This is a genomic window from Rickettsia endosymbiont of Halotydeus destructor (assembly GCF_049278075.1).
Taxonomy (GTDB): Bacteria; Pseudomonadota; Alphaproteobacteria; order Rickettsiales; family Rickettsiaceae; genus Rickettsia.
On the sequence record NZ_JAPNPB010000002.1, the window covers coordinates 187752 to 212308 of the forward strand.

Genomic DNA, 24557 nt, shown 5'->3' on the forward strand with positions numbered 1-24557 from the left:
TAAATTTTGTTCACAGAGCCTAGGGATAAAATTATACTCTTATCCCTATACTGGCGTTAATATAAGCTATTTATTATTTTTCATAGACGACAATAATGCTATACCAAGTTCTTTTAAAGCTTTCTCTTCTACGTGATTCGGGGCATTCATTAGCAAATCTTCGGCTTGTTGATTAAGCGGGAAGGCGATTATTTCCCTAATATTACTCGCCTCAGCTAATAACATAACAATCCGATCAATGCCCGGGGCTACTCCCCCATGGGGCGGTGCACCAAATTTAAACGCTCTGATCATCCCCCCGAATCTTTTATCTACTTCCTCGGCGCTATATCCAGCAATAGAAAATGCTTTATACATTAATTCCGGCTTATGATTTCTGATTGCTCCGCTAGATAACTCTATCCCGTTACAAACAATATCATATTGATAGGCAGTGATTTCCAATAGCTCTTCAGTAGTTTTAGCTTTTTCCAGAATTTCCAGACCTCCCTGTGGCATGGAAAACGGATTATGACTAAAGTCCACCTTACCGGTTTCTTCATTTAATTCATAAAATGGAAAATCAGTAATCCAGCAGAATTCGAAACAGTCTTTTTTAAGTAAATCTAACTCTTCTCCAAGTTTTATCCTAACCTTACCTGCAAGCTTTGCGGCTTTATCTTTCTTATCGCTTGAGAAAAATACGGCATCACCGTTGCTGATATTAGCGATAGCTTTTAAAGATTCCAACTGCTCAGCGCTTAAGAATTTTGCCACCGGTCCTTTCGCTTCACCGTTTTCGTTAAATTGAATATAGCCAAGCCCGCCAGCACCTTCCGATATAGCAAAATCAATCATTTTATCGAAGAAACTGCGAGGTAAGCTAGCTGCTTTTGGTGCCGGTATAGCCCTAACTATTGAACCTTTTTTAATATTTTCTCTAAAAATAGTAAAATTAGAATCTTTAAATATTTCGGTTACATCGGCAATAATAATCGGATTACGCAAATCTGGCTTATCAGAGCCGTATTTTAGCATCGATTCATGGTAAGGAATGCGGGTAAAAGGGGCTGGCGATACTTTTTTATCTGTAAATTTGGTAAATAATTCATACATAACAGGCTCAACCGTATTAAATACGTCTTCCTGCGTAACGAATGACATTTCTATATCTAATTGATAAAATTCGCCCGGCGATCTATCGGCACGCGCGTCTTCATCACGAAAACACGGCGCAATCTGAAAATAGCGATCAAACCCTGAAACCATCAGTAATTGTTTAAATTGTTGCGGGGCTTGAGGTAGCGCATAGAATTTACCTGGATGCATTCTGCTCGGCACTAAAAAATCCCGAGCTCCTTCAGGCGAGCTTGCTGTTAAAATCGGTGTTTGAAATTCTGTAAATCCCCTTTGCATCATTAAATGACGAATGTGAGCAATAATTTGCGAGCGAAGTATTATATTATTATGCAATTTTTCACGCCTTAAATCAAGAAAACGATGTTTAAGTCGAACATCTTCGGGTGCTTCCTTCTCTACATTAATAACAAAAGGCAGAGTTTCAGCAGCCGATTCAATAATAAATTCTTTAACTAGTATCTCAATTTGTCCAGTGGTAAGCGTATCATTAATAGTATCGTTTGATCTTGCTACAACCGTGCCGGTAATAGTAATTACCGACTCATAACGCAAACGGCTAGCAGCGTCCATTAGCTTGGGGTCCTGGTCGGTAAATACTAATTGCGTTACGCCGAAATGATCTCGCAAATCGATAAAAACTAGATTTCCGTGATCTCTTCTTCGATGCACCCAGCCAGATAATTTAACCTCGGCTCCAACATGAGCAATTTGCAATTCGTTACAATTATGAGTTCTATATTTATGCATTTTTTTGTTTTGATTTTTATTTGATGATGATGGTGATTTATGTTATTACTGCATCTCTTTATGCTATTCTGTCAACCTTTTATGTCATCCCTGCCAAGGCGAGGCGTTGTTGCATGGCTCTTATGTCATTCCATTGATCGCAGGAATCCAGGCTAAAAAGCCTTAGCTTGTAAGGCTTTTTTCTATATAATGGTATCGTTACATCTTTAGCTTAATTTTTCTGGATTCCCGTTTTCACGGGAATGACATAAAAAATGCTTTAACCTATCCAAATAAACATATACAAAGTCCTACGTTTCTGCAATTAAAAACTAAAAGACAGGCTTTATACCTAAAAAACTTAAAAAATTTCGCAGCTCTTGACGAGCCAAAACATGAGAAGTACTAAATACTCGATCATATCGAGCATTTTTTAAATCCAGCAAAGTTAGACCTTGCAAAAATAATTCTCTAAATATTACTCTTTCGCTAAAACCATCAGCTAATTTAAAGCTGATTCTTTTTGCAAGATCATTTAAAACATTTGCGACACGACGTTTATTTACTGCATCAAGATTGCTTAAACGATTACGTAGTATTATCCACTCGATACTTCCCTTGTCACGACTGGCACGCTGCATTTTCTGCTCCCAAATCATTTGACTATAAATTGATGGGCTAATAATGCCGTCTTTTGCATTAATTTTAGCTATTACGTCTAAATCAAGAAAGCTATCGTTAATTGGCGTAATTATTGTATCGGCATAAGAATGGGCAAGCCGAGATAAAAACGTATGACTTCCCGGTGTATCTATTATTATGTAATCGGCATTACTTGCCTCAGTTAACGCTTTTTCAAATATTATTTTCTGCTCCTCTTCCTCATCACCCTTATTTTCTTTCAGGCTTTCAGGCAGATGAAAATGCTGCGGACTTACTACTTGTTTATCAGGATTTTGTTTATTATATAACTCCCGATTTTTTAGGTAATTTGTTAAAGATGCTTGACGTGAATCGATATCGATAGTTGCAACCTTATATCCTTGATAAAGCAGCGCAACTATTAAATGCATGGAGCAGGTAGTTTTACCAGCTCCACCTTTTTCATTCCCGACTACAAATATATAAGGAGAATTACCTTTGCTCATAATAATCCTTGACGAATTGCTCAAGCAGCCTTACCCCGTAGCCGACTGCGCCCTTAGGTCCTAACGATGAAGGTTTTTTACTATTAGCAACACCAGCAATGTCCAAATGCGCCCAAGCGGTTTCATTCTTTACGAAACGCTTGATAAAATGCGCTGCCGTTGAACTTCCTGCTGCTCCCGGAACGTTACCGATATTTGCCATATCAGCTATATCGGAGTTAATCATTGCATCGTAATCGTTATGTAGCGGCATCCGCCATAATTTTTCGTTAACTTTATTACCGCTATTAATTAATTTTTCTGCTAACTGATCGTTATTTGAAAAACACCCACCATATGTATGCCCTAAAGCTACGACGATAGCACCGGTAAGTGTAGCAAGATTTATCACACATTCGGGTTTAAATTTTTCCTGCGCATACCAAATAGCATCGGCCAAAACTAACCGCCCTTCTGCATCGGTGTTTAGAACCTCGGCAGTTTGTCCCGACATAGTAGTTACAACGTCGCCGGGTCTTTGCGCATTACCTGAAGGCATATTTTCAACGAGTCCTATTACCCCGACTACATTAATTTTAGCTTTACGAGCAGCAAGTGCTCCGATAGCACTAACTACGGCAGCAGAACCTGCCATATCATATTTCATTAAATCCATATTTCCGGAAGGTTTTAGAGAAATCCCGCCTGTATCAAACGTAACTCCTTTCCCGACGAAAGCAATCGGAGCAATATCATCATCACCGCCATAATATTCCATAACTACTAATTTGGACTCATTCTGAGAACCTTGACCGACACCGAGCAGCGCTCCCATACCGAGATTTTTCATTTCTCGCTCGCCAATAATAGATACCTCTACACCGAATTCTTCAAGATACTCTGCTACTCTATCAGCATAAACTTGCGGGCTTTTAATATTTGCCGGCTCATTGCTAATATCTCTGGCAAAAAACACCGCCTGAGCGATCAAATTTTTCTCTTCAAATAATTTTTCGGCTTCAACTAGGTTATCAGTAACAATCTCAAAAGACTCAACAGCAAATTTCTCTTCTTCTTTTAAAGTAGTTCTATATTTATCAAATCGGTAAGACGCAAGAACAGCACCACTAGCTATTAAGGCAGTAAAAATATGCGGTTCAAAATTACTGATTCTACCGGTTAATTTTAGCCCAATACTAGTAATTTTTGCACAAGTACTTTGTAATAAAATTTTACCGCCTAATTCTTCAATTTGTGATTCTTTTAATTTTTCTTCTGCGCCTAAACCAACTAGAATTAAATATTTAATTTCACCGGTCTTAATAACGGAAGTAATTACTTTTATTTGGCCAAATTTGCCAGCAAAATTTAGTTTACTTTGCATGGTTTTAGAAATTAAACCGTGATGCTGCTGATCAATTGCCATTAAATTACTATCAAGCTTTAATTGATCGTTAATAAAAACTATTATGCCTTGATTATGTAATGATTCTTCTTTTGTAAAATTTATATTGAGCATATATTTTCCCCTCTATTGTATTTTTTATAGATTCTATTTATCTAATCTAACTTTGCAAGTACTTATAAATAAATTTTCTATAAATCTTACTTATATATTTTTTTATTAATAAAAATTAGTTTGCTTTTTTTATTTTGTTAATATAAATTAATAACGCATTAATTTATAAGGTATCTTATGTATAAAAACCATAAGAGGTGGAATAGCGTATCTAATGTCTCTTCTATTTCTTCAACTCAAGAGTCCCTTTCTTCACATAAACTAATAAAAAGCTTATGTAAAGATCTGAACCTTAAACATGAAACACTCTTAAAAATACTTGAAAATACTAATCAAGAGCAAATAATTTACATTTTAGGAACTATTGAAGCAGCTAAAGAAAAGGATTCAGGCTCATTAAAACTTTGCTACGAGAAATTAGATCATAAAGGTATAATACTAATGTATGAAATAGCAAAAAATTTGAAGCCTATAATATTAACTAATTTGGCCTTTCCTTTATTACAAGTAATAGAAAATAAACAGACAGAAATTCCTGAATTATCTAAAGCACAAATAAATATAATTAGAGAAAAATTATTATGGAACCATGCTTCAACCTCTAAACCTTATCATAGTATAGAAGAGGTAGAGGAGTTAGAGCAATCAAGTGTTACACCATCGGCGATAGAAGATAATTCATCTATAGGGAATGTCGCGAAAGTATTGCTAACAATAATGCAAAGATTAGAAATATTAATGGAAAAAATGATATTGCTCCCTCAAGAGCTTGATAATGTGGAAGTACCTACTATAGAAGCTTTACCGCTCTCAGGAGTAACAAGAGCGGTTGCTGAGGATATTCTTGAAATTTAAGTAAGGCTTTAAAAAGCCTTACCCTAGAGTAAATAGAGTTAAAAATTAACTTTCAACTTGGCAAAACCTTGGTGGCTTTGGTATTTCTTTTGTAAGTGGCAGTTATATTCTAACAAAAGACTAATATTAGCTTTTTGAGCAAGAACGCTAGCACCGATATTATAACCCACTTTCGGTTGTTTTGGTAAAACTAAAGTTTTTTCACGACTCTTATCTTTCCAACTTACTTTAGCTTGTACTAACTTGTTCTTATTAGTAAGGCGTGTTTCAACAGATCCATGTAGACCTGGAGTCACATTAATACCCTCAACAACAGTTATTGGAGCAAATTTCACTCTACCACCAATAATCCCGGTCCATGTATTCTGCGCTTTGGAAGAAACAGATAGGTGCTGAATTCCTCTATCACTTTCATTATATGTACCGTCTTGAGTATACCCATATCTAATACCGATATTTGGTTTAATACTCATCATATTTGATATTGTATAAGTATAATTTAAAAGTGTTTCAAAATTTACACTATTATTCTTATACTTACCATTAATGATACCGTCTTGAGATGGCAGCTTATTCTTAAGTATATTAGTTGCCCCAGAAACTATTCCTTGCAGCGAAAAATTATTAGGTAAGTTTTTTAGACCATATAAACTTAGAACGTGCCCAGTAATATTAGACTTACCACGGTTTTTATTATATTTAAAGTTAGATCTAATATTAGTATAAGCAATACCTAAAATATCATCATTTAAATCTATATCAAAACCAATTGTAGCACCGCTAGTGCGACCTTTGTAACCTGCAGCATTCGCAGAATTTTCTTGTTTACTACTACCAAACAATCCACTAACCCATAAACCTTTTTTAATAGGCTCTTCTTCATCACCAGCACCCATAATAGCAACAGTACTAGTATCTAAAGAAAATAATCTATTAGATAGTTCAGGTATTATAGTTTCAGTCACTGAAGCTAACATTTTACCACTAGCATCCATGGTTTCTTCTGTTGTTTTAATTATATCATTAGCTTGCTCACCTAAATTATAATCTTCAATCCTTTCTATTTCTGCTTTCTCTGCTTTTTCTATTATTTCTTTAATATATTTAACCTTTTCCTTTTGTTCTTCCTCTTTACTTAATACTTCTTCTACTACTTCTAATTTATTTAATACCCCGGCATCTTGTTTTAATAATTCTAAAAGATCTTTGTTTAGGAATAAAGCAGGTACTTTGTCAGGATTTTCTTCAATATATTCAATAAATTCTGCAGGATCTGAGCTATTTCTTATTTCATCTAAGAATTCTCTTTCCTCTTCTGTAAGCTGCGTGCCGTGGTTCTTAAAAATTACTCTTAATTTACCCAAATTACTATTTGCATCTACATATTCAGCTTTTAAAGCCGCGTTGGCTGCAGATTCTGCAACAAGTGCATTAGTAGTCTCAACTAGTTTATTTTTTAGGTTATCTAATTCTGTTAATAACGTAGGATCATTATTAAACCCGCCTTTAGAAACAGTGCTAGCTACTTGCGCTTTTAAAATAGCAATTTCTGCTTGTAGTTTTTTAACCGCTGCAGTCTCTGGCATAACTATTGTAGCCCCAGCAGCACTGCTACTTCCTCCGGTTTTAAAAGAATCAGTAGGTATGGTTGGGGATAAATCTAGAGCTGGAGGAGCAGCTAGAATAACTCCTACATCGTTCGCTAAGAAGGTCGTAGCACCGTCAATTCTTAAAGCCGCTACTCCTCCTCCTACAGCTTCAAGTCGTGTTTTTTCCTCATTTAATAAGAAATTTATCGCTGCCTTCTTCTTAGCTTCTAATATTGCTTCATCTAAAAATTGGTTATATGGAATTGAACGCTTGGTAGCTGTGTTTATTACATCCTCATCTTTAGGGTCTCTATATGCTTTATCTATTGCATTACAAGCATTTTGATAAGCTACTGCTCCAAGCACAGCTGGATTTAAAGCTTTTTTTTCTGCATCTATTTCAGCTTGTAACTTCTTATTATACGCGATAGCTCCGCCTACGCTCTTAATAGTATCTACATCTCTAGAAGTATAATATTTCTCATATGAGTCACCTCCGATGTTGGCATCGTAATAAGCTGCTAACATCGCTCTATCTTCTGTTAATCCGCGATCACTTAACACTTTCTTTGTAATAACTTGTGTTACAGCTTTAAAAACTTCTTCCCGCTCCTTTTGAGGATAATCTTTTGGATCTACTGGATTTTTCTTATCAAATGCCATTAGTTTTACTTTAGTATTTTTGAAGTCATCAGACGCTAAAGTAACTTCATGAGTAACATCAATTTTTTCTATAAGGCTAGTTCTAACATTAAAATAAGAAACCTCATATTTACCCCTTGGGACTACACTTACATAAGCTTTAGCAGCGCCTACTACAAGAGCGCGAGCTGCTGCCTTCGCTGCTGCCTTTGCACCACCAACTTTCTTAGCTGCAATCTGCGCTACCATTGCTGCTTTGGCGCCGCCACCTTTTTTAGCCTCTTCTGCGCTTATTAAACCTGCTATATATATACGCATCTTAGTGAGATCCGCTTTTTTATATGTATTATTTACAGGATCTAATGTAAAACCATAAGCAACTGCAAGATGATCTATATCAGGTGCACTCATCTTTATTGTTCTATATTTCGTTCTTGCATCATTCTGTATCTTAGTGATTTTCTTTTTATCATCAGCTGAATAATGCGCAACTACAGGAATCCCCAGCCTTTTTGCTGCTTCATCATTACTAATAACCCTGAATGCACCACCTACTAGTCCAGGCTTGCCTGCTTTTACTACAGCAGCTGGAGCTCCTGCTGCCCCAGGCCCCGGAGGGGCGGCAGGGATAGCCCCAGGCAGTGGAGGGGGAACAGGAATAGCCCCAGGCAGTGGAGGGGGAACAGGAATAGCAGCTCCTCCAGGAATTACAATTCTCCCACCTACTTTTTTTGGAGGCGCAGGACGCTTAAATCCCCCTGCTGCTATCGCTTCTGCCGCTATTCCGCTTAATATAGTTGTAGATACAGCAATAAGCATTAAATTTTTAACAAACTTAGATTTACTATTTTGCATAATTTAACCTTTTTTAAAATATTAATAAATTTTTATATAATTAAGAAACATTATACAGGATAAAAAATTAAAGTCAAGAAATTTAAATATGTATTTGATAGGCTTAGATAGATTTTTAGCTTTTGTGTTAAAGAGGCAGGGAGGTTATAGCTTACATAAAGTAAATAAAGAGGCGCGAGTGAATTTGTTTACAAAAAGTTAACTTATTAACTAACTTAAAAGGCATTATACGAAAAACAAATCAAATAGTCAATATGTTTTATTAATATTTTTCTTATATTGATATAGGCATTTTTTATTATAGTGTTTTAGGGTATAAATAAGTTGAGATTTTATGTCATTCCCGCGGAGGCGGGAATCCAGGCTTTTTTGTCATGCTGAACTTGGTTCAGCATCTAATTCAAGAGATCCTGAAATAAATTCAAGATGACTATTATTTTCTGGATTCCCGTTTTCACGGGAATGACATAGAGAGCAAGCGAAAATGACATAGAGGAGCAAGGCGGGAAGGGCATTTGCCCGCGTGGATCATAAAAACACAAGAATAGCATCGACATAAAAAACATAACGGGTATATTATTTTGCTCTACAAAACAAAGCTAATTATAACTCTATTAACAATCGGCATTATAGTATATTTTATACTCCCCCCTCCCCTTTTGCTTCATAAAGTCAGTTTCTCACAAAAAGTATTTGATCGGCATGGAGAGTTAATGCGTATTTCTCTCTCAAAAGATGACAAATATAGAATATACACGCCGCTTAATAAGATACCGCAGCAATTCATAGAAGCAGTTTTATTATATGAAGATAAATATTTTTATTCGCATTTTGGAGTTAACCCTCTTTCATTATTCAAAGCTTTCCGCTCTACCTACCTACATAAGGAGCGGAAAATTGGCGGCTCCACTATCACTATGCAAGCTGCACGCATAAGATGTGGTATAAATTCCGGTACTATACCCGGTAAAATATATCAGATTATTAAAGCAATCCATTTGGAGCTACATTACTCAAAAAATGAAATTTTAGAAGCTTATTTAAATTTAATTCCTTACGGCGGTAATATTGAAGGGGTAGAAGCTGCAAGCTATATTTATTTCGGCCGAGAGCTTAAAAATTTAAATTTACTAGATATTTTAACTCTAGCCGTGATACCGCAAAATCCGGTTAAGAGAGGAAAAAACAAAGTTAGCAATAATATAAAAAAAGCTAGAAGCTATCTATCTTCTAAATGGCTGGAAACTCACCCGCAGGATGCCATTTATAGTAATTTGTTTAATCTGCCCATAAAATTTAATAAAACCAAAAACTTACCCTTTATCGCCCCGCATTTTACTTTAGATATATTGGCACAAAATAGCAGCAGTAAAGATATTTTCACTACTATAGACAGGAATTTACAGGCTACTTTAGAAACACAAATAAAATTATATATCAATGCACGCAAACAATATGGCATCACTAATGCCGTTGCGATGCTAGTGGATTTTACCTCCATGGAAGTACTAGCCAGTGTCGGCTCTGCTAATTTTTTTGACACTGATATAGATGGTCAAATAAACGGCACGAAAGCTTACAGATCTCCCGGTTCGACTCTCAAACCCTTCATTTATGCTTTGGCTTTCGATCAATCGTTAATCCACCCTCTAACTTTGCTAAAAGACTCTTCTGTTCGTTACGACAACTACAAGCCGGAAAATTTTGATAGTAGTTTTGCCGGGGGTATGAGCGCGAGCGAGTCATTAATAAAAAGCCGTAATATACCGGTGATATTTCTGGCTTCCAAATTAAAAAACCCTAATTTTTACGAATTTTTACAACAGGCAAAAATTGCTAAATTACAGGAACCGGGAATATATGGTTTGTCTATAGCCCTTGGAGCAGTAGAGATTAATATGGAAGAATTGGTGAAGCTTTATGCAATGCTTGCTAATTTAGGCTCATATCAACCGTTAAAGAAATTAATAGATTCAAAACAGGGATTTACGTCTGCAACGCTCCTATCCAGGGAAGCGAGTTATCTAACTCTAGATATTTTAAAAGATACCGCTCACCCGCATGCTTATAATAATATAGAGCCAGGCTTACCGATATATTGGAAAACCGGCACTTCCAGTTCGTTTAGAGATGCTTTAACAGTCGGGATATTCGGTAAATACGCCCTGGCCGTATGGATCGGAGATTTTAAAGGACAGGTTAGAGGAACATTTACTGGAGTAGAAACTGCTGCACCCTTATTTTTTAATATTATAAATACGGTAATAAATAAGGACAAAGAGCAAGATTTAATTAAAGGTAAAATAACAGGACTTGAAATTACTAAAATTCCTGTCTGTGCTGATACTGGTGATATTTACAATGGTATGTGTCCAATCAAAACCGATACTTTGTTTATTAAAGGCAAATCTCCGATAAAACCTTCAGGGATATATAGGAAAATTTTAATAGATAGAACGAACGGTATGCCTGCTTGTAATTTCATAGAAGGACAAACCGAGTATAGAATAGTGAATTTTTGGCCAACCGATTTACTATCGGTATATAAAAACGCCGGTATTCATTTATTACCGAAACCGCTAGCAGGCAATTACTGTGGTAATTTAGTAAACCAAAATTATCAAAAACCTAAAATTACCTCTCCCATAAAAAATTCTGTTTATTCAATTAAAAATGGTGATAGGATTATTTTTGCGGCAACTGTTGATCCTAGCGTATCCGATATTTTTTGGTTTGTTAACGATGAGTTAATAGCAACCGTTAAACCAAATGACCCTTTATCTTGGCAACCTAAAGCTGGGGAAGCGATTATAAGGGTTATCGATAATGCAGGTGAAAGCGATACGGTAAAAATTAATTTTAAAAATTAAATATATGAAGTTTACCTATGAGAGAAAGCAAATATTTTCTGCATTGGAACAAATTTATAACAAAACAGAAGAAAAAGCAGAAGAGGCGCTAATAATATTGAGGGGACCGGGCAATACAGATACTATTTTAGTATCATCCTTAAATAATAAAACTTCTAGTAATTCTAATCATGAAATAAAAATTCCTAATAAATATAAAATAGATACGACTGTAATTTGGGATTGTCAGGATTTAGAAATTACTACTGAGCTAGCTCAAGGATTGATTAATAGATTTTTTATAAAAAGATTATCGGAAACTACTACAAAATTAAAGTTTATAGTATTAACTTCCGAATCATCAGTAATAGAAAAAAGTAGCGATTTTCTCTCTATCCTTGATTTCTTTACTAGTATTTTTACTATATCAGAGCTAGAAAAATTAAAAAACAGTCTTTCATTAGTAATAACTAATGCCCAAGAACCAAATAATTTTGATAGAGCAGTGTATGATATAGTTCGAAAGCGTGAAGAGTTTAAGAAGTTTTTAGAAGATTTATTTTCTCCTATATCTATTAAAATTCTTACATCTCAATCAAAGTTAGTACCCGTAAAAATATTAATTGAAGATTTTAATGATTTACAAGCTGCTAGCGTCGAAATTAATCCTTTACCTTTACGTCTAAAAGATTATGAAGAATTGAGGAAGGTATATTTTTTAATAAATGTTAATATTGCTGCCATAACCGATTTTATAACTTTAACTTTTAATGAAAAAAATTTTCATTATTACCAACCTTTAAATTGTCAGATATTTTTTGATAATTATAACACTCATATTCAAAAATTCTTATTAGGGCCTTGTAAAAATTATACCTCCTCAACTCTCGAAAAGCCTAAGCATTTCCAAGGGCTGCAGCAAATATTTGAGTTTCAGGATTTAATAGAAAAAAATAATGAAAATACGATTCTTCCACTCTTGGATATTATTGAAAAATTTGTAGAAGCACCAGAGCAGCAAGAGCAAATACATAATTACAGCTATATTTTTAAATTGTTTAACAAACACTTAAACGCCTTAACAGAAAATTTCCCTAATGCTCTTATTGTCTCTGCAATTGATCATTGCAAAACAATAATAAATGAAATTGCTACACCTTTTATTAAAAAGATAGAGCTTATGGAACCGGAAGACGTTAATAGTGAGCTAGATTATTATGAAACTGCCATACGGTTGCTAGAACAATACCCTCAACCTCAAGAGATAAATAAAACCACAGCTTTAGCTCATTTCTATAAGGGAGAAATTTATAGTAAAAAAAGAGAGTTTTTTAAAGCAGCAGAAGAATTTATAAAAGCTCTTAGCTTTAATAAAGAACTAAAAGACTTATTGTATAAAAAAATTGGTGATACATTATTTGAATTAAGCGATCGATTAGAACTTAATGAAAGTAATAAGGTTTTAACACTAGCAATAAAATATTATGATGCTGCCGGGCAAACGAGTAAGGGCTTCAAGTGTTACGACAAACTTATAGAAAATAATCAAGAACATCCAGAATTTTTGCGTCAAAAGGGAGATTATTTACTTACAAAAAAATATTATTGCGAGGCTTTAGATTGTTATGATATTGTCAAAAGTAAAACTGGTAACCTGGCTCAAAGGAATGAGATAGTATTTGAGGAATTGGAATGCTATGAGATAATGTTTAAGGAAAGACCGGAACGTGTTACTATAATTGATGAGTCCGTTATACATGAACAACTTACTCAATTAATTACAAATAATAATCATGATTTATATTTTCTAGGTTCTGTGGCCCTAGCCCTAGAATAAATAATATAAATTACGATTAAAGAGATAGCCAGTCCAAACCAGGTTAAAGCATATTCTAAATGATCATTTCTAATATTTGCCAAGTGATTTATAGAAAGCGGTAATAAAATATCCAAATTACTAATATCTTTTCCTTCTTGTATTATATAAAAATTTTGAAGTTCTAGGTCTAAAATTTTGGTAGCTGCTTTTAAATCCAAAGTTAACCAAACATTATTTTTAATATCATTATCTGGTATATAGCTACGTATTTTCTCAGACGGCATGGTAACGCCAATAATTTCATGCTCTTGCTCAATAGACTTTTTTCCAAACTCTACTTCTAGGGGTAATTTATACGTCGATCCGGTACTCGAATCCTCACGTACGCTAGAGTACGTTGCGGTTCTGTGTTCCGTGTCTCCTTTAAATTTCTCCCTATAAGCGAGTTTGGAAAAAAGTCTATTTGCAGAATCGCCAATTATACTTTTATTACGATTACTAAACCAACCTCGTGCTACTAAAATAATTTTATCGTCTATAGTTTTAAAAGGCGTCACTAAATAATAGCCGTCTTTTTCTTTCGACATCGATCTACGCCCATATAGATGGATATCTTGCCCCGGTAAAAAATGTCCGGTAATTTTTACTTTATGGTAAATAAAATCATCTTTTAAATCCTTCAAATCTACAGCAGGACTAGTAAGGTTATGGTCCATAGCCGCTAAAAATAATTTTTTTTCCTTTAAACGATTAAGTTGCCAAAATCCCAGAATTATTAGTATTATAACCGTACATAAAGTAAAGAAAGTTATTATATTATTTTTTTTATTCATTACTATATTCTCTCCGGTAAAAAACCGCCTATTTGTGCATTCCACAGAATTTTATAAAGTTTTTTATTTGTAAGTAACTCCCCATGCTCACCATCTTCCACAATCTTACCTTTATCAAAAACCAGAATCCGATCCATATGTAGTAGGGTCGATAAGCGGTGTGCAATCACTATAGTTGTTTTCCCCTGCATTAAATTCCATAGGCTTTCCTGTATATAACTTTCCGTTACCGAATCCAATTGCGAAGTTGCTTCATCTAAAATTAAAATCGGGGCATTTTTAAGTATTGCCCGAGCTATCGCTATCCTTTGACGCTGCCCGCCTGATAATTTAACCCCTCTCTCTCCTACTAAAGACTCATATTGCTCCGGAAGTCTTTCGATAAATTCATGCGCATGAGCTTTTTTTGCTGCTTCTATTACTTCCTCATCACTAGCATCTAAGCGACCGTAACGAATATTTTCCATAAGACTGCGATGGAAAAGCGAAGCTTCCTGCGGTATGACCCCTATATTACTCCGCAACGATTCCTGCGTTACGCTTGCAATATTTTGATCATCTATAAAAATACTACCTTCATTTATATCATACATTCTTAAAATTAGATTTACAAAAGTAGTTTTACCGCTACCGGAATAACCAACAAGCCCTACTTTTTCACCAGCCTTAATAATAACCGATTTATTTTGAAATAATGGCGCAGTGTTTTTATACTGGAATTTTACTTTATCAAAAGTTATTTTCCCTTCTTTTATTTTTAAAGCTTTAGAATCAGGCTTATCGGCAATCTCCATTGGTGTTAAGACAATATCAAGCCCCTGTTTAGTTTCACCTATTGCTTTAGCAAAATTTAGAATGTCACGTGATAAAGCCCATAAAATATCGACAATAGAGATATTAAGGGTTATAAGTAGTGCAAAATCGCCTAGAGTAACACTACCTTCCTTAAAACCGGATATTAAAAGAACAAAGCCGATAATTTGATAAACAATAAATAATATACTTTGAAAAGCAAACATATATAAAAACCACCAGTCACGTTTCTGATGGGCTTGTACATATTCGTCAAGCTGTCTTCCCAATCTCCTCGATTCCATTCTTTTTGAAGCAAATAAATGAACGCTGACAATGTTACTTAATATATCAACTACATACCCGACTACTTTTGAGTGAGTTTCAGAGGATTTCTTGGATAATTCTCGTGCACGTTTTGAAAAATAAATTGCGCTGAGGGTAAAAATAACTACCCAAATACCCAATAATAATGAAAATTTATAATTTATAGTCCAAACCGTAAAAATAGATATCACTACCGCTATAAAATTACCAAAAAACTGAAGTATTACTATATCTATCAAATCAGGAATATTATTCATTACGTCTTTTACTTTATTAGCAAGGCTTCCAGCAAAATGATTTTGAAACAAAGTTTGCGAATGCTGCATCATTTTGTTCATCAAAGTATCTGTTATGTGACGCTTTAGCGGAGATTTTAATTTAATGCGAGTATAATCTATAAATCTCCATATAATACTTACTCCTAATGACATACTAAGATAAAAAACCATTAATCCTGATAATTCGCTTGCTACATTATCGGCATTTAATAAAGGAATTTTATCAAGCATGAGCTTTAGTATATAAGGGCGTAGACTCATATCAATCGCCCATACAATCGCAACCGTAAATTGCCCCAATATTAACCATTTAAACGGCTTACAAACTTCATAAATAAAGTTGATTATATTGCTGTTTTTCATAAAATTTTAATAGCGGTAGGATAAGTAAATAATAATAGATGAAATAGATTTAAACCGAAATGCACTACCATAGAGCATAATATTTTACCAGTTTTATAATATGCATAACCGTAGAAAAAACCACATATACTACTTAAAGCCATATATATTAAGCCACCTTGAAAATGAGCAAACCCAAATACTAAAGATGTTATAATAATAGCTAATATTTGCTGCTTTTTTAGAATATCTTGTAATGTTCTCTGCATAAAACCACGAAAAATTATTTCTTCGCTCATACAAACAAAAAAGAAATTATTAATTGTCCAAATCGGTAAAATATCCGGTAATTTAGGATCAAATAATATATAACCGCTTATAAAGCTTGGAGTGAGAATTACTATAATACATAATAACAAGGAAGTAATGGTATATTTTATATATGCCGATTTACTATTTTTTTCTAAAATATATAAATCACTAACACAATAAATTATTAAAGCCGCCATAACTTTATCAAAATTCAAATACATTGAAAATGGTGGGGATAATTCTGATAATTGTATTTGGTGAATTGCTAATATATTAAAAAATCCTGGCACTTTATGCAAAGCAAATGCTGCTACACAAATGGATATTATTAAAAACAATAAAATCTTTGCTATTTTATTGAGATTTTGAAAATTAAAATAAGAATAAATTATACCGGCAAATAAAACCAAAGAAAAGAAACCAACAATATTTATTACACCTTGGTATAAAGCAAACAAATTAGTAATGATGAGTAAAATATAAGACGGCTTTTTGTTTTTAACAAATAATGATGTTATTATTGCGATAAGAAGAAGGGTGTAAGTAGTATTTATATTTTGCATAAGACGTTTGAGCGAATTAAAAATTAGATTATATAGTAAATTGATCTAAATTTTAAGTAGAAATTATTACTTAGGTTTTTATTGCAAATATAAATACTTTTAAAAACTACACGAAGTCCAAATAAATCCGTTAACTTGATGCTCCCAAAGCTCCTTAAATTTCCTCTTATCTTTAGAAAGCAGTTCTTTAAAAGTACCGCTTTCGGCAATCTGTCCTTTATCCATAACAAATTTCTAATCTGGATACCGTGGACAAACCACGGTATGACAGCTCTAAAAAATAATTTTCATGACACGTAAAACCTTATATTTATTATAACTATAGCTGATTTATTTAACTAAAAATCTCTTCTTTTTTTGTTACAAAAGGACGAGCATCATAAAATAACTCAATACGAGAAATCAGATTTTCATTAAAAGATAATAACGAAGCACCCCTGAAAACATTTATAGGTTCAGGACAATCAAATTCTAATGCTAACATAACTTTATTGTCTGCATAAAATTTTTCACTAATTGTAAGATTCTTAAAAAACATAGCAAAATTTTTAGCAGCTTCAACGACCAACTCTTTACCGTCCATAACCGATAATGGACCTATAAAATGGATGTTAGGATGTAAACATCCAGCCATTTCATCAAAATTTTTATCACGCATGGCTGTATAGTAACTTACGGCTTTATTTAAGTTAGAGTTAGTCATTTTTATATTCTGTTTAGTTGATTTAGTTATGATTTACTATATTTTTTAGTATTTGTCTATTTAAGAAAGGTGTCATTGCTAACCAAAGATAGACATCGTTATTACGAGCAACCGCAGGCTGCGCGGTAATCCAGAAAAATAATAAAAAGTACTATAAATTTATATTTTTTGACTGGATTGCCGCGTCGAAACTACGTTTCTCCTCACAATGACGAAAAAAATTGTTTATATCTATCTTTACTTAGTAGTGCTAGAAAGATTGGTAGACGAAGGTCAATTTCAAAAAGAGCTAGGAGTTCACAAAGCGAGGAACGGAACGTATACTATACGTGAGTACCGCAGCTTTTGTAGAACGACAACACCAATTTTCCAAATTAAACGAGTATACTGCTTGTATTTCAAGAATTGAATTTTATTTTGATAGGCGAGTGAGCGGAGCGTACATCTAGTACGTGAGCATCACGAGGTCCTTAATAAAATGAAAGAGCAATTCTTGAAAGATAAGTAGTATACCTAAACGAATCCGTTAACTTGATGTTCCCAAAGCTCCTTAAATTTTCCCTTATCTTTAGAAAGCAGTTCTTTAAAAGTACCGCTTTCGGCAATTTGACCTTTATCCATGACAATAATTCTATCCATATGTTTGATGGTAGATAATCTATGAGCGATAGCAATTATCGTTACATTTTCAATATCAAGCATTATATTAATAGATTCTTGTATTTCTTGCTCTGTTTTACTATCAAGGCTTGAAGTTGCTTCATCTAAAATTAGGATTGGTGCATTTTTAAGGATAGCACGAGCAATCGCTATACGCTGTCTCTGCCCGCCGCTTAGCTTTACCCCTCTCTCACCAACAATTGTATTATATTTTTCCGGTAAAGTTTCAATAAATTCATGGATATTTGCAGCCTTTGCAGCGTTTTCTATTTTCTCTTGCGTAGCGTTTTCTTTTGCATAGCCGATATTCTCCTTGATTGAACGATGGAAAAGCATAATATCTTGTGGAATTAATGATATTTGAGAACGCAAACTATCAGAAGAAGCATCATACAAACTTTGATTATCGATTATAATATCACCGCTTGATGCTTTGAAATTTTTTAATAGTAGCGAAATTAAAGTAGACTTACCGCTACCTGAATGCCCAACAATACCCACCTTCTCACCGGCTTTGATACGCAAATTAAGACTGTTAAATACCTCGTTACCCTCTGTATAAGCAAAGCATATATCTTTAAATATAATCTCGCCTTTAGAAATTTTTAAGTTCTCTGCATTTTCTTTGTCTATATTCTCTTTCGGGATTTGCATGATTGTAAAAGCTGAACGAAAAGCAGCCACGTCTTCTAAAAAGTCTTTAACTTCCATAGTGCTATGCCAGGAATTTTCAGCAAATAAAAAAGTTAGCGACATAATAAAAGCGATATCACCAATACCAATCTCGCCAGTATTACGTAAGTGAATTACATATATAAATACTCCTATCAAATATACCCAATATATCAGGGACAGTATTATAGAGATAATGAGATCATATCTATAATATTTAATCACTAAAGGATTATGTACATTGCGATAATAATCTTGTACTTTATTTAATTCTCGCTGTTTTGCCGCAAATGAAAAAATAGTGAAAATATTTGTAATACAATCAGCAACTATACCAAATAAATTATACCAAGAATCTTGCTTAGCCTGTTCCATCTTTGCAAGTTTAGTAAAGAACTTTAAAGCAAGCGGTAAATAAATAGCAGTAAAAGCCATAATAAAAATAAATATTTTTATATTAGTATAGGCAAGACTAATACCGGAAAATAAGGTAGTAAGGAATGGTACGCTTAATTTATGCTCAATTGCTTGATGTATTTTATAATAATTATCACCTATGCCACGTACTTTTCCTACTATGGAACCGGAAAGAGTATTTTGAAAATAGGAGTATGATAAATTAAAACAGTGATGACATATTTTATTCATCATATCTTGGAAGATATAAGGCATAGCCTTAAGTTGTGCAAAGTTATGAGCACGCCAAGCAATGTCAAGTATCGCTTGGGACATTACAAAAAATATTATCGGTTTATAACTTTGTACAAATGTAATCTTTTCATTTTGGGTAAATAAATCAAGCAAAAGTTTTACAGCATAGTTATATAAAATAGGAGAGAAACCGTTTGCAAGCGGTGCAAGCACCATGATCAGATATAAATTATTTATACGGCTTTATAACCGACCATAAAAAAGGGAGGGGTTGGGTTTTTGTAAGCATGCTTTGAGAACTCATATAATGTATTTGTTTAGTAATTAACGATAATATATTATATGTTAAAATTTTAAATGATTTTATGAAAATATTTAATCTTGTAAATCACCGTGCAGTAAACCTGTGTTTCAGTATTTTAAAGAAGCTGATCTCTTAATATTCTTGTTCGTTATGTATATTAATGATACTTTTTTAAATCCCTTCATATTAAATTGAGAAACAAATTTAACTTATAAAAAACAAGGTAATTAATATGAATCAAATTATAATAATTAATGGACCTTCATGCTCAGGTAAAACAACAATATCTAAAGAAATTTGTAAACTATCGGGATGTAAATTTGTTCATTTACAAATTGATAAAGTTGGAGAATTTTATAGCACAATTTTCCCCAAAGGATTTAAATTTATAGAAAATGAAGTTGGTACTGAACAAAATGATGATGGATTAAAAGGTCTTTTTAATAACAATAGATTGGCAAGAAGAAAAATTGTTGCATCAATATTGCTTGCAACTGCAAAGAATCTGTTAAATAAAAACTTTAACATTGTAATTGATACTGCGCTAGATGGGCCTGATGCACAAGAACTGGCAAAACTTTATCTTGAATCTCTGCACGGTTATAAAATAAAATTTGTAGGAATTTATTGCCCACTTGAAGAACTATTAAAAAGATTAAAAACTAGAACTGACAACCTTTTCTTAACGGAAGATTTTGTAAGATTACAGAGTGGACAATATGATGTTTTTGAATCTTGTAAAAATTTTTATAATACTTGGTTTGATAGCTCAAGGTTAGGGGCTACAGAAATTGCTTCTCTAGCATTACAATTTGATAAAAACCCTGTATGAAGATTATAGTAGAATGATTTTCTGTTTTAGATATAGATATTCTTGTAACAATGTCTAAAGCTAAACGCTTAATGTACGAAAAAGCACAACTACAATTTTGGCGATATAAACAGAAAGCTAAAAAATTACAAAGTAAATGGTTTTTTTATAACTATAGTCACATGATTTGAATTCACTTAATAAGTTACTTATCGTCTCGCCTATTATTATAGGCGTTTGCTTTCGCTCCTTGTAATTAAATCCAACTACTTTAACTATATTACTTTGAAAACTAACTAAAAAAATAAGAATAGAAAATATATTGAGAAAAACCATATTTTATACAAAATAATAGCTTTAAGAAGAAGAGTTAAAAATTTGCATTGCAAGCTTGGCAGCGACTTACTCTCCCATGCCTCAGGGCATAGTACCATTAGCGCAATGAGGTTTCACGTTCGAGTTCGGGATGGGATCGTGTGTTTCACTCATGCTATAACCACCAAGCCAGCAATACAAACTTTTTAAAGTTTAGAACCGTCATTGCTGACTATAAGAAGTACAACAATGACAATTTTTTTCGCTGGGTGTGTTGATAAAGCTGAAATTACCTATATAAAGAACTACTTAAAATTAGCTTTTAGTAATTTCATTATTATTGCTTTCGCTTTTTAATTTACCCATTATAGATAGATTAAAAAGTTTAGCAATAACTTACTAAAAATAATAATTTTAAGCAGTATCTTAAAAAATTTATTTGTGAGATCCTTACCGTATCATACAGAATTAACACTGTATACATGTGTAATCTCAGCAAAGTAAATCAATCGAGCTATTAGTATCAGTTAGCTACATGCGTTACCGCACTTCCACACCTGACCTATCAACGTGGTGGTCTTCCACGGCTCTAATAGGGAAGTCTAGTTTTGAGGTGGGTTTCCTGCTTAGATGCATTCAGCGGTTATCCCTTCCGTACTTAGCTACCCAGCTATGCCATTGGCATGACAACTGGTCCACCAGGGGTACGTCCACCTCGGTCCTCTCGTACTAAAGGCAGATCCTCTCAAACTTCCTACACCCACGGCAGATAGGGACCGAACTGTCTCACGACGTTCTAAACCCAGCTCACGTACCACTTTAATCGGCGAACAGCCGAACCCTTGGGACCTTCTCCAGCCCCAGGATGTGATGAGCCGACATCGAGGTGCCAAACGATTTCGTCGCTATGGACGCTTGGAAATCATCAGCCTGTTATCCCCGGAGTACCTTTTATTCGTTGAGCGATGGCCCTTCCACGCGGGACCACCGGATCACTATGACCGACTTTCGTCTCTGCTCGTCTTGTCAGACTCGCAGTCAGGCTAGCTTATGCCATTGCACTCTAAAAGTTGATTTCCGACCAACCTGAGCTAACCATCGCGCGCCTCCGTTACTCTTTGGGAGGCGACCGCCCCAGTCAAACTACCCACCATGCATTGTCTCGGATCCTGATTCAAGGATCTCGGTTAGATGTCAAGAACCAGAAGGGTGGTATCTCAAGGATGACTCCATAATGACTAGCGTCACTATTTCATAGTCTCCCACCTATCCTGCACATCTGATTCCTAACACCAGTGCAAAGCTATAGTAAAGGTTCACGGGGTCTTTCCGTCTGACCGCGGGAACTCCGCATCTTCACGGAGAATTCAATTTCGCTGAGTCGATACTGGAGACAGTGGGGAAATCGTTACGCCATTCGTGCGGGTCGGAACTTACCCGACAAGGAATTTCGCTACCTTAGGACCGTCATAGTTACGGCCGCCGTTCACTGGGACTTCAATTCAGAGCTTGCACCCCTCCTCTTAATCTTCCAGCACTGGGCAGGCGTCAGGCCCTATACGTCGTCTATTGACTTAGCAGAGCCCTGTGTTTTTAATAAACAGTCGCTACCCCCTAGTTTGTGTCACCTACAAATGGTTGCCCATCTATAGGTCATCTTTCTCCCGAAGTTACAGATGCAATTTGCCTAGTTCCTTCAGCATCGTTCTCTCAAGCGCCTTGGTATACTCTACCTGTCCACCTGTGTCGGTTTGGGGTACGGTCTTTAACGAGGGTGTTATTTCCTGGAAAATATTCGCTGCACAAACAATCCAATAAGTCTGTACAACTTTCTATTTTCGTCACATCCCTCAGGTTCAGGAATATTAACCTGATTCCCATCGATTACGCCTTTCAGCCTCACCTTAGGGGCCGACTAAACCTGCGCAGATTAACTTTACGCAGGAACCCTTGGACTTTCGGCGAGAATGTTTCTCACATTCTTTATCGCTACTTATGTCAGCATTCTCACTTCCGATACCTCCAGCAAACCTTACGGTTCACCTTCGCAGGCTTACGGAACGCTCCGCTACCACTTGCACTTAGTGCAAATCCGCATCTTCGGTACATGACTTGAGCCCCGTTACATTGTTGGCGCAAGAAAACTTATTTAGACTAGTGAGCTGTTACGCTTTCTTTAAATGATGGCTGCTTCTAAGCCAACATCCTAGTTGTTTTGGTTTTCTCACATCCTTTCACACTTAGTCATGATTTAGGGACCTTAGATGGCGGTCTGGGCTTTTTCCCTCTCGACTATGGACCTTAGCACCCATAGTCTGTCTGCCACGCTGTACTCATCGACATTCGGAGTTTGATTGAGTTTGGTAAGTCTGTAGGACCCCCTAGCTCATTCAGTGCTCTACCTTCGATGGTAATGCTATGACGCTCTACCTAAATAGATTTCGCGGAGAACCAGCTATATCCGAGTTTGATTGGCCTTTCACCCCTAACCACAGCTCATCCCCTACTTTTTCAACAGTAGTGGGTTCGGCCCTTCAGTGGATCTTACTCCACCTTCAGCCTGGCCATGGCTAGATCACTCGGTTTCGGGTCTAATTCATCTAACTAAAAACGCCCTATTCAGACTCGCTTTCGCTACGCCTACACCTAACGGCTTAAGCTTGCTAGATAAACTAAGTCGCTGACCCATTATACAAAAGGTACGCCGTCACAAGACATATAAATACGCTTGCTCCGACTGCTTGTAAGCATTTGGTTTCAGATACTATTTCACTCCCCTTGTCGGGGTACTTTTCACCTTTCCCTCACGGTACTTGTTCACTATCGGTCACTAGAGAGTACTTAGGCTTAGAGGGTGGTCCCCCTATGTTCAAACAGGATTTCACGTGTCCCGCCTTACTCAAGGACTTCAAACTTTTTACCTATACGGGACTATCACCCTCTATGGTCAACCTTTCCATGTTGTTTTAGTTATTTTTTTGAAGCCACTGGCCTGGTCCGCGTTCGCTCGTCACTACTAACGGAGTCTCGGTTGATGTCCTTTCCTCCGGCTAATTAGATATTTCAGTTCGCCGGGTTTGCTTCATATAGCTATGTATTCACTATACAATACCTAATAAATTAGGTGGGTTGCCCCATTCGGAAATCTTCGGATCAAAGCTTATTCGCAGCTCCCCGAAGCTTATCGCAGCGTATTACGTCCTTCATCGCCTTCTAGTGCCAAGGCATTCACCAAATGCTCTTATTTATTTACTTTATTAAAACTTGAGATTACACGATGTATACAGAACTAATTCTATATTACTCTTTTTGATTTTATAAATTGCTTTTTAAAATCATTGGAGTAAAAAATTACAGTATCTACTCACGATATAAATTTTTATTTATTCGCGGTGTGTATTTAGTTTTTTCAGCTTTATCAACTTTTTAAACAGCTAACAAAGTTTTTGCAAACCTTGTTGAGAAGTTTTATATCTATTATTCTCTACCATGTCAAACACTATCTTAAATATTTTTTAAATTTCTTTTTTTATATGAATGCAAAATTACATTTTATCTATTTTGAAGAATCGACTTTTTTAGTTTTACATTAGGGTTTATTGCACTATTTGGAACTTTTACATCATTCTCTGAATCTTCAAAAAAGAATCTTCTTTTTGTAAAATTTTATTTACTCCCTTCAATTCCCTTTGCCTATTTACTAAGCCTTTCTCTGTTTTAGCGAACAATAAACTTATCATCTTTTCGTAATACTATCTCTTTATTGGCTTCAAAATTTCTAGATATTTTTAAATTAAATTACCTGATAGATTTGAGTATCTTCATTAAATTAGACTGATTTTTATCTTTATCATAATTGCTCTGCTATTAAGTGTTTTTTAAATAAAAGAGATA

Annotated in this window: 14 protein-coding genes and 2 rRNA genes; 4 read left to right on the plus strand and 12 right to left on the minus strand. The window is 34.8% G+C overall.

Annotated elements, in window-relative coordinates:
- Positions 1-66: 66 nt before the first annotated feature.
- The 3 genes from aspS to OTR29_RS03280 form a co-directional block, all read right to left on the minus strand.
- The gene (aspS, locus tag OTR29_RS03270; RefSeq protein ID WP_422229235.1) at positions 67-1866 is read right to left on the minus strand and encodes an aspartate--tRNA ligase; all 1800 of its coding nucleotides are present in this window, start codon (positions 1864-1866) and stop codon (positions 67-69) included.
- Positions 1867-2177: 311 nt separating this feature from the next.
- The gene (locus OTR29_RS03275; protein ID WP_422229236.1) at positions 2178-2993 is read right to left on the minus strand and encodes a division plane positioning ATPase MipZ; all 816 of its coding nucleotides are present in this window, start codon (positions 2991-2993) and stop codon (positions 2178-2180) included.
- Positions 2980-4491: a leucyl aminopeptidase gene (locus tag OTR29_RS03280; RefSeq protein ID WP_422229237.1), complete on the minus strand. Its 1512-nt coding sequence runs from the start codon at positions 4489-4491 to the stop codon at positions 2980-2982. The genes OTR29_RS03275 and OTR29_RS03280 overlap by 14 nt, the downstream gene beginning before the upstream one ends.
- A gap of 177 nt (positions 4492-4668) precedes the next feature.
- Between OTR29_RS03280 and OTR29_RS03285 the strand changes: the two genes are divergently transcribed.
- Complete coding sequence (locus OTR29_RS03285; protein ID WP_422229238.1) at positions 4669-5346, plus strand: hypothetical protein; 678 nt, start codon at positions 4669-4671, stop codon at positions 5344-5346.
- 38 nt (positions 5347-5384) lie between these two features.
- On the opposite strand, the gene OTR29_RS03290 is transcribed toward OTR29_RS03285, so the two are convergent.
- Positions 5385-8432 carry an autotransporter domain-containing protein gene (locus OTR29_RS03290; protein WP_422229239.1) on the minus strand — a complete coding sequence of 1016 codons (3048 nt, stop codon included), beginning with the start codon at positions 8430-8432 and terminating at the stop codon, positions 5385-5387.
- Between the two features lie 581 nt (positions 8433-9013).
- On the opposite strand from OTR29_RS03290, the gene pbpC reads away from it, so the two are divergent.
- Both pbpC and OTR29_RS03300 read left to right on the plus strand, forming a co-directional pair.
- Positions 9014-11302, plus strand: coding sequence for a penicillin-binding protein 1C (pbpC, locus tag OTR29_RS03295; protein ID WP_422229240.1), 2289 nt, complete (start codon positions 9014-9016; stop codon positions 11300-11302).
- 4 nt (positions 11303-11306) lie between these two features.
- Positions 11307-13118 (plus strand): tetratricopeptide repeat protein, encoded by a 1812-nt coding sequence (locus OTR29_RS03300; RefSeq protein WP_422229241.1) that lies wholly within the window; start codon positions 11307-11309, stop codon positions 13116-13118.
- Here OTR29_RS03300 and OTR29_RS03305 read toward each other — a convergent pair.
- The 6 genes from OTR29_RS03305 to OTR29_RS03330 form a co-directional block, all read right to left on the minus strand.
- A complete protein-coding gene (locus OTR29_RS03305; RefSeq protein WP_422229242.1) occupies positions 13073-13933 on the minus strand; it encodes an SURF1 family cytochrome oxidase biogenesis protein in 861 nt (286 codons plus the stop codon). The two genes, OTR29_RS03300 and OTR29_RS03305, sit on opposite strands and share 46 nt — an antisense overlap.
- A 2-nt stretch (positions 13934-13935) precedes the next feature.
- Entirely contained in the window at positions 13936-15693 is a 1758-nt protein-coding gene (locus tag OTR29_RS03310; RefSeq protein WP_422229243.1) for an ABC transporter ATP-binding protein, read from the minus strand.
- Positions 15690-16547 carry a CPBP family intramembrane glutamic endopeptidase gene (locus OTR29_RS03315; RefSeq protein WP_422229244.1) on the minus strand — a complete coding sequence of 286 codons (858 nt, stop codon included), beginning with the start codon at positions 16545-16547 and terminating at the stop codon, positions 15690-15692. Before OTR29_RS03315 ends, OTR29_RS03310 begins: the two co-directional genes overlap by 4 nt.
- Before the next feature lie 99 nt (positions 16548-16646).
- The gene (locus OTR29_RS03320) at positions 16647-16772 is read right to left on the minus strand and encodes a hypothetical protein (RefSeq protein WP_422229245.1); all 126 of its coding nucleotides are present in this window, start codon (positions 16770-16772) and stop codon (positions 16647-16649) included.
- Positions 16773-16881: 109 nt separating this feature from the next.
- Positions 16882-17250 carry a nuclear transport factor 2 family protein gene (locus OTR29_RS03325; protein WP_422229246.1) on the minus strand — a complete coding sequence of 123 codons (369 nt, stop codon included), beginning with the start codon at positions 17248-17250 and terminating at the stop codon, positions 16882-16884.
- A 513-nt stretch (positions 17251-17763) separates the two neighbouring features.
- Positions 17764-19449, minus strand: a complete 1686-nt coding sequence (locus tag OTR29_RS03330; protein WP_422229247.1) for an ABC transporter ATP-binding protein — start codon at positions 19447-19449, stop codon at positions 17764-17766.
- A 320-nt stretch (positions 19450-19769) separates the two neighbouring features.
- Between OTR29_RS03330 and OTR29_RS03335 the strand changes: the two genes are divergently transcribed.
- On the plus strand, positions 19770-20369 hold the full coding sequence (locus OTR29_RS03335; RefSeq protein WP_422229248.1) for a phosphotransferase-like protein: 600 nt from the start codon (positions 19770-19772) through the stop codon (positions 20367-20369).
- Between the two features lie 368 nt (positions 20370-20737).
- Here the strand turns inward: OTR29_RS03335 and rrf are convergent.
- Positions 20738-20852 (minus strand): 5S ribosomal RNA (gene rrf, locus OTR29_RS03340).
- A gap of 307 nt (positions 20853-21159) precedes the next feature.
- Positions 21160-23918: ribosomal RNA gene (locus OTR29_RS03345) — 23S ribosomal RNA — on the minus strand.
- Positions 23919-24557 lie beyond the last annotated feature (639 nt).

Bases quoted from the DNA above. Each gene is read 5' to 3' on its own strand.
- aspS (WP_422229235.1), bottom strand. From the start codon at position 1,866: ATGCATAAATATAGAACTCATAATTGTAACGAATTGCAAATTGCTCAT.
- OTR29_RS03275 (WP_422229236.1), bottom strand. From the start codon at position 2,993: ATGAGCAAAGGTAATTCTCCTTATATATTTGTAGTCGGGAATGAAAAA.
- OTR29_RS03280 (WP_422229237.1), bottom strand. From the start codon at position 4,491: ATGCTCAATATAAATTTTACAAAAGAAGAATCATTACATAATCAAGGC.
- OTR29_RS03285 (WP_422229238.1), top strand. From the start codon at position 4,669: ATGTATAAAAACCATAAGAGGTGGAATAGCGTATCTAATGTCTCTTCT.
- OTR29_RS03290 (WP_422229239.1), bottom strand. From the start codon at position 8,432: ATGCAAAATAGTAAATCTAAGTTTGTTAAAAATTTAATGCTTATTGCT.
- OTR29_RS03300 (WP_422229241.1), top strand. From the start codon at position 11,307: ATGAAGTTTACCTATGAGAGAAAGCAAATATTTTCTGCATTGGAACAA.
- OTR29_RS03305 (WP_422229242.1), bottom strand. From the start codon at position 13,933: ATGAATAAAAAAAATAATATAATAACTTTCTTTACTTTATGTACGGTT.
- OTR29_RS03310 (WP_422229243.1), bottom strand. From the start codon at position 15,693: ATGAAAAACAGCAATATAATCAACTTTATTTATGAAGTTTGTAAGCCG.
- OTR29_RS03315 (WP_422229244.1), bottom strand. From the start codon at position 16,547: ATGCAAAATATAAATACTACTTACACCCTTCTTCTTATCGCAATAATA.
- OTR29_RS03320 (WP_422229245.1), bottom strand. From the start codon at position 16,772: ATGGATAAAGGACAGATTGCCGAAAGCGGTACTTTTAAAGAACTGCTT.
- OTR29_RS03325 (WP_422229246.1), bottom strand. From the start codon at position 17,250: ATGACTAACTCTAACTTAAATAAAGCCGTAAGTTACTATACAGCCATG.
- OTR29_RS03330 (WP_422229247.1), bottom strand. From the start codon at position 19,449: ATGGTGCTTGCACCGCTTGCAAACGGTTTCTCTCCTATTTTATATAAC.
- OTR29_RS03335 (WP_422229248.1), top strand. From the start codon at position 19,770: ATGAATCAAATTATAATAATTAATGGACCTTCATGCTCAGGTAAAACA.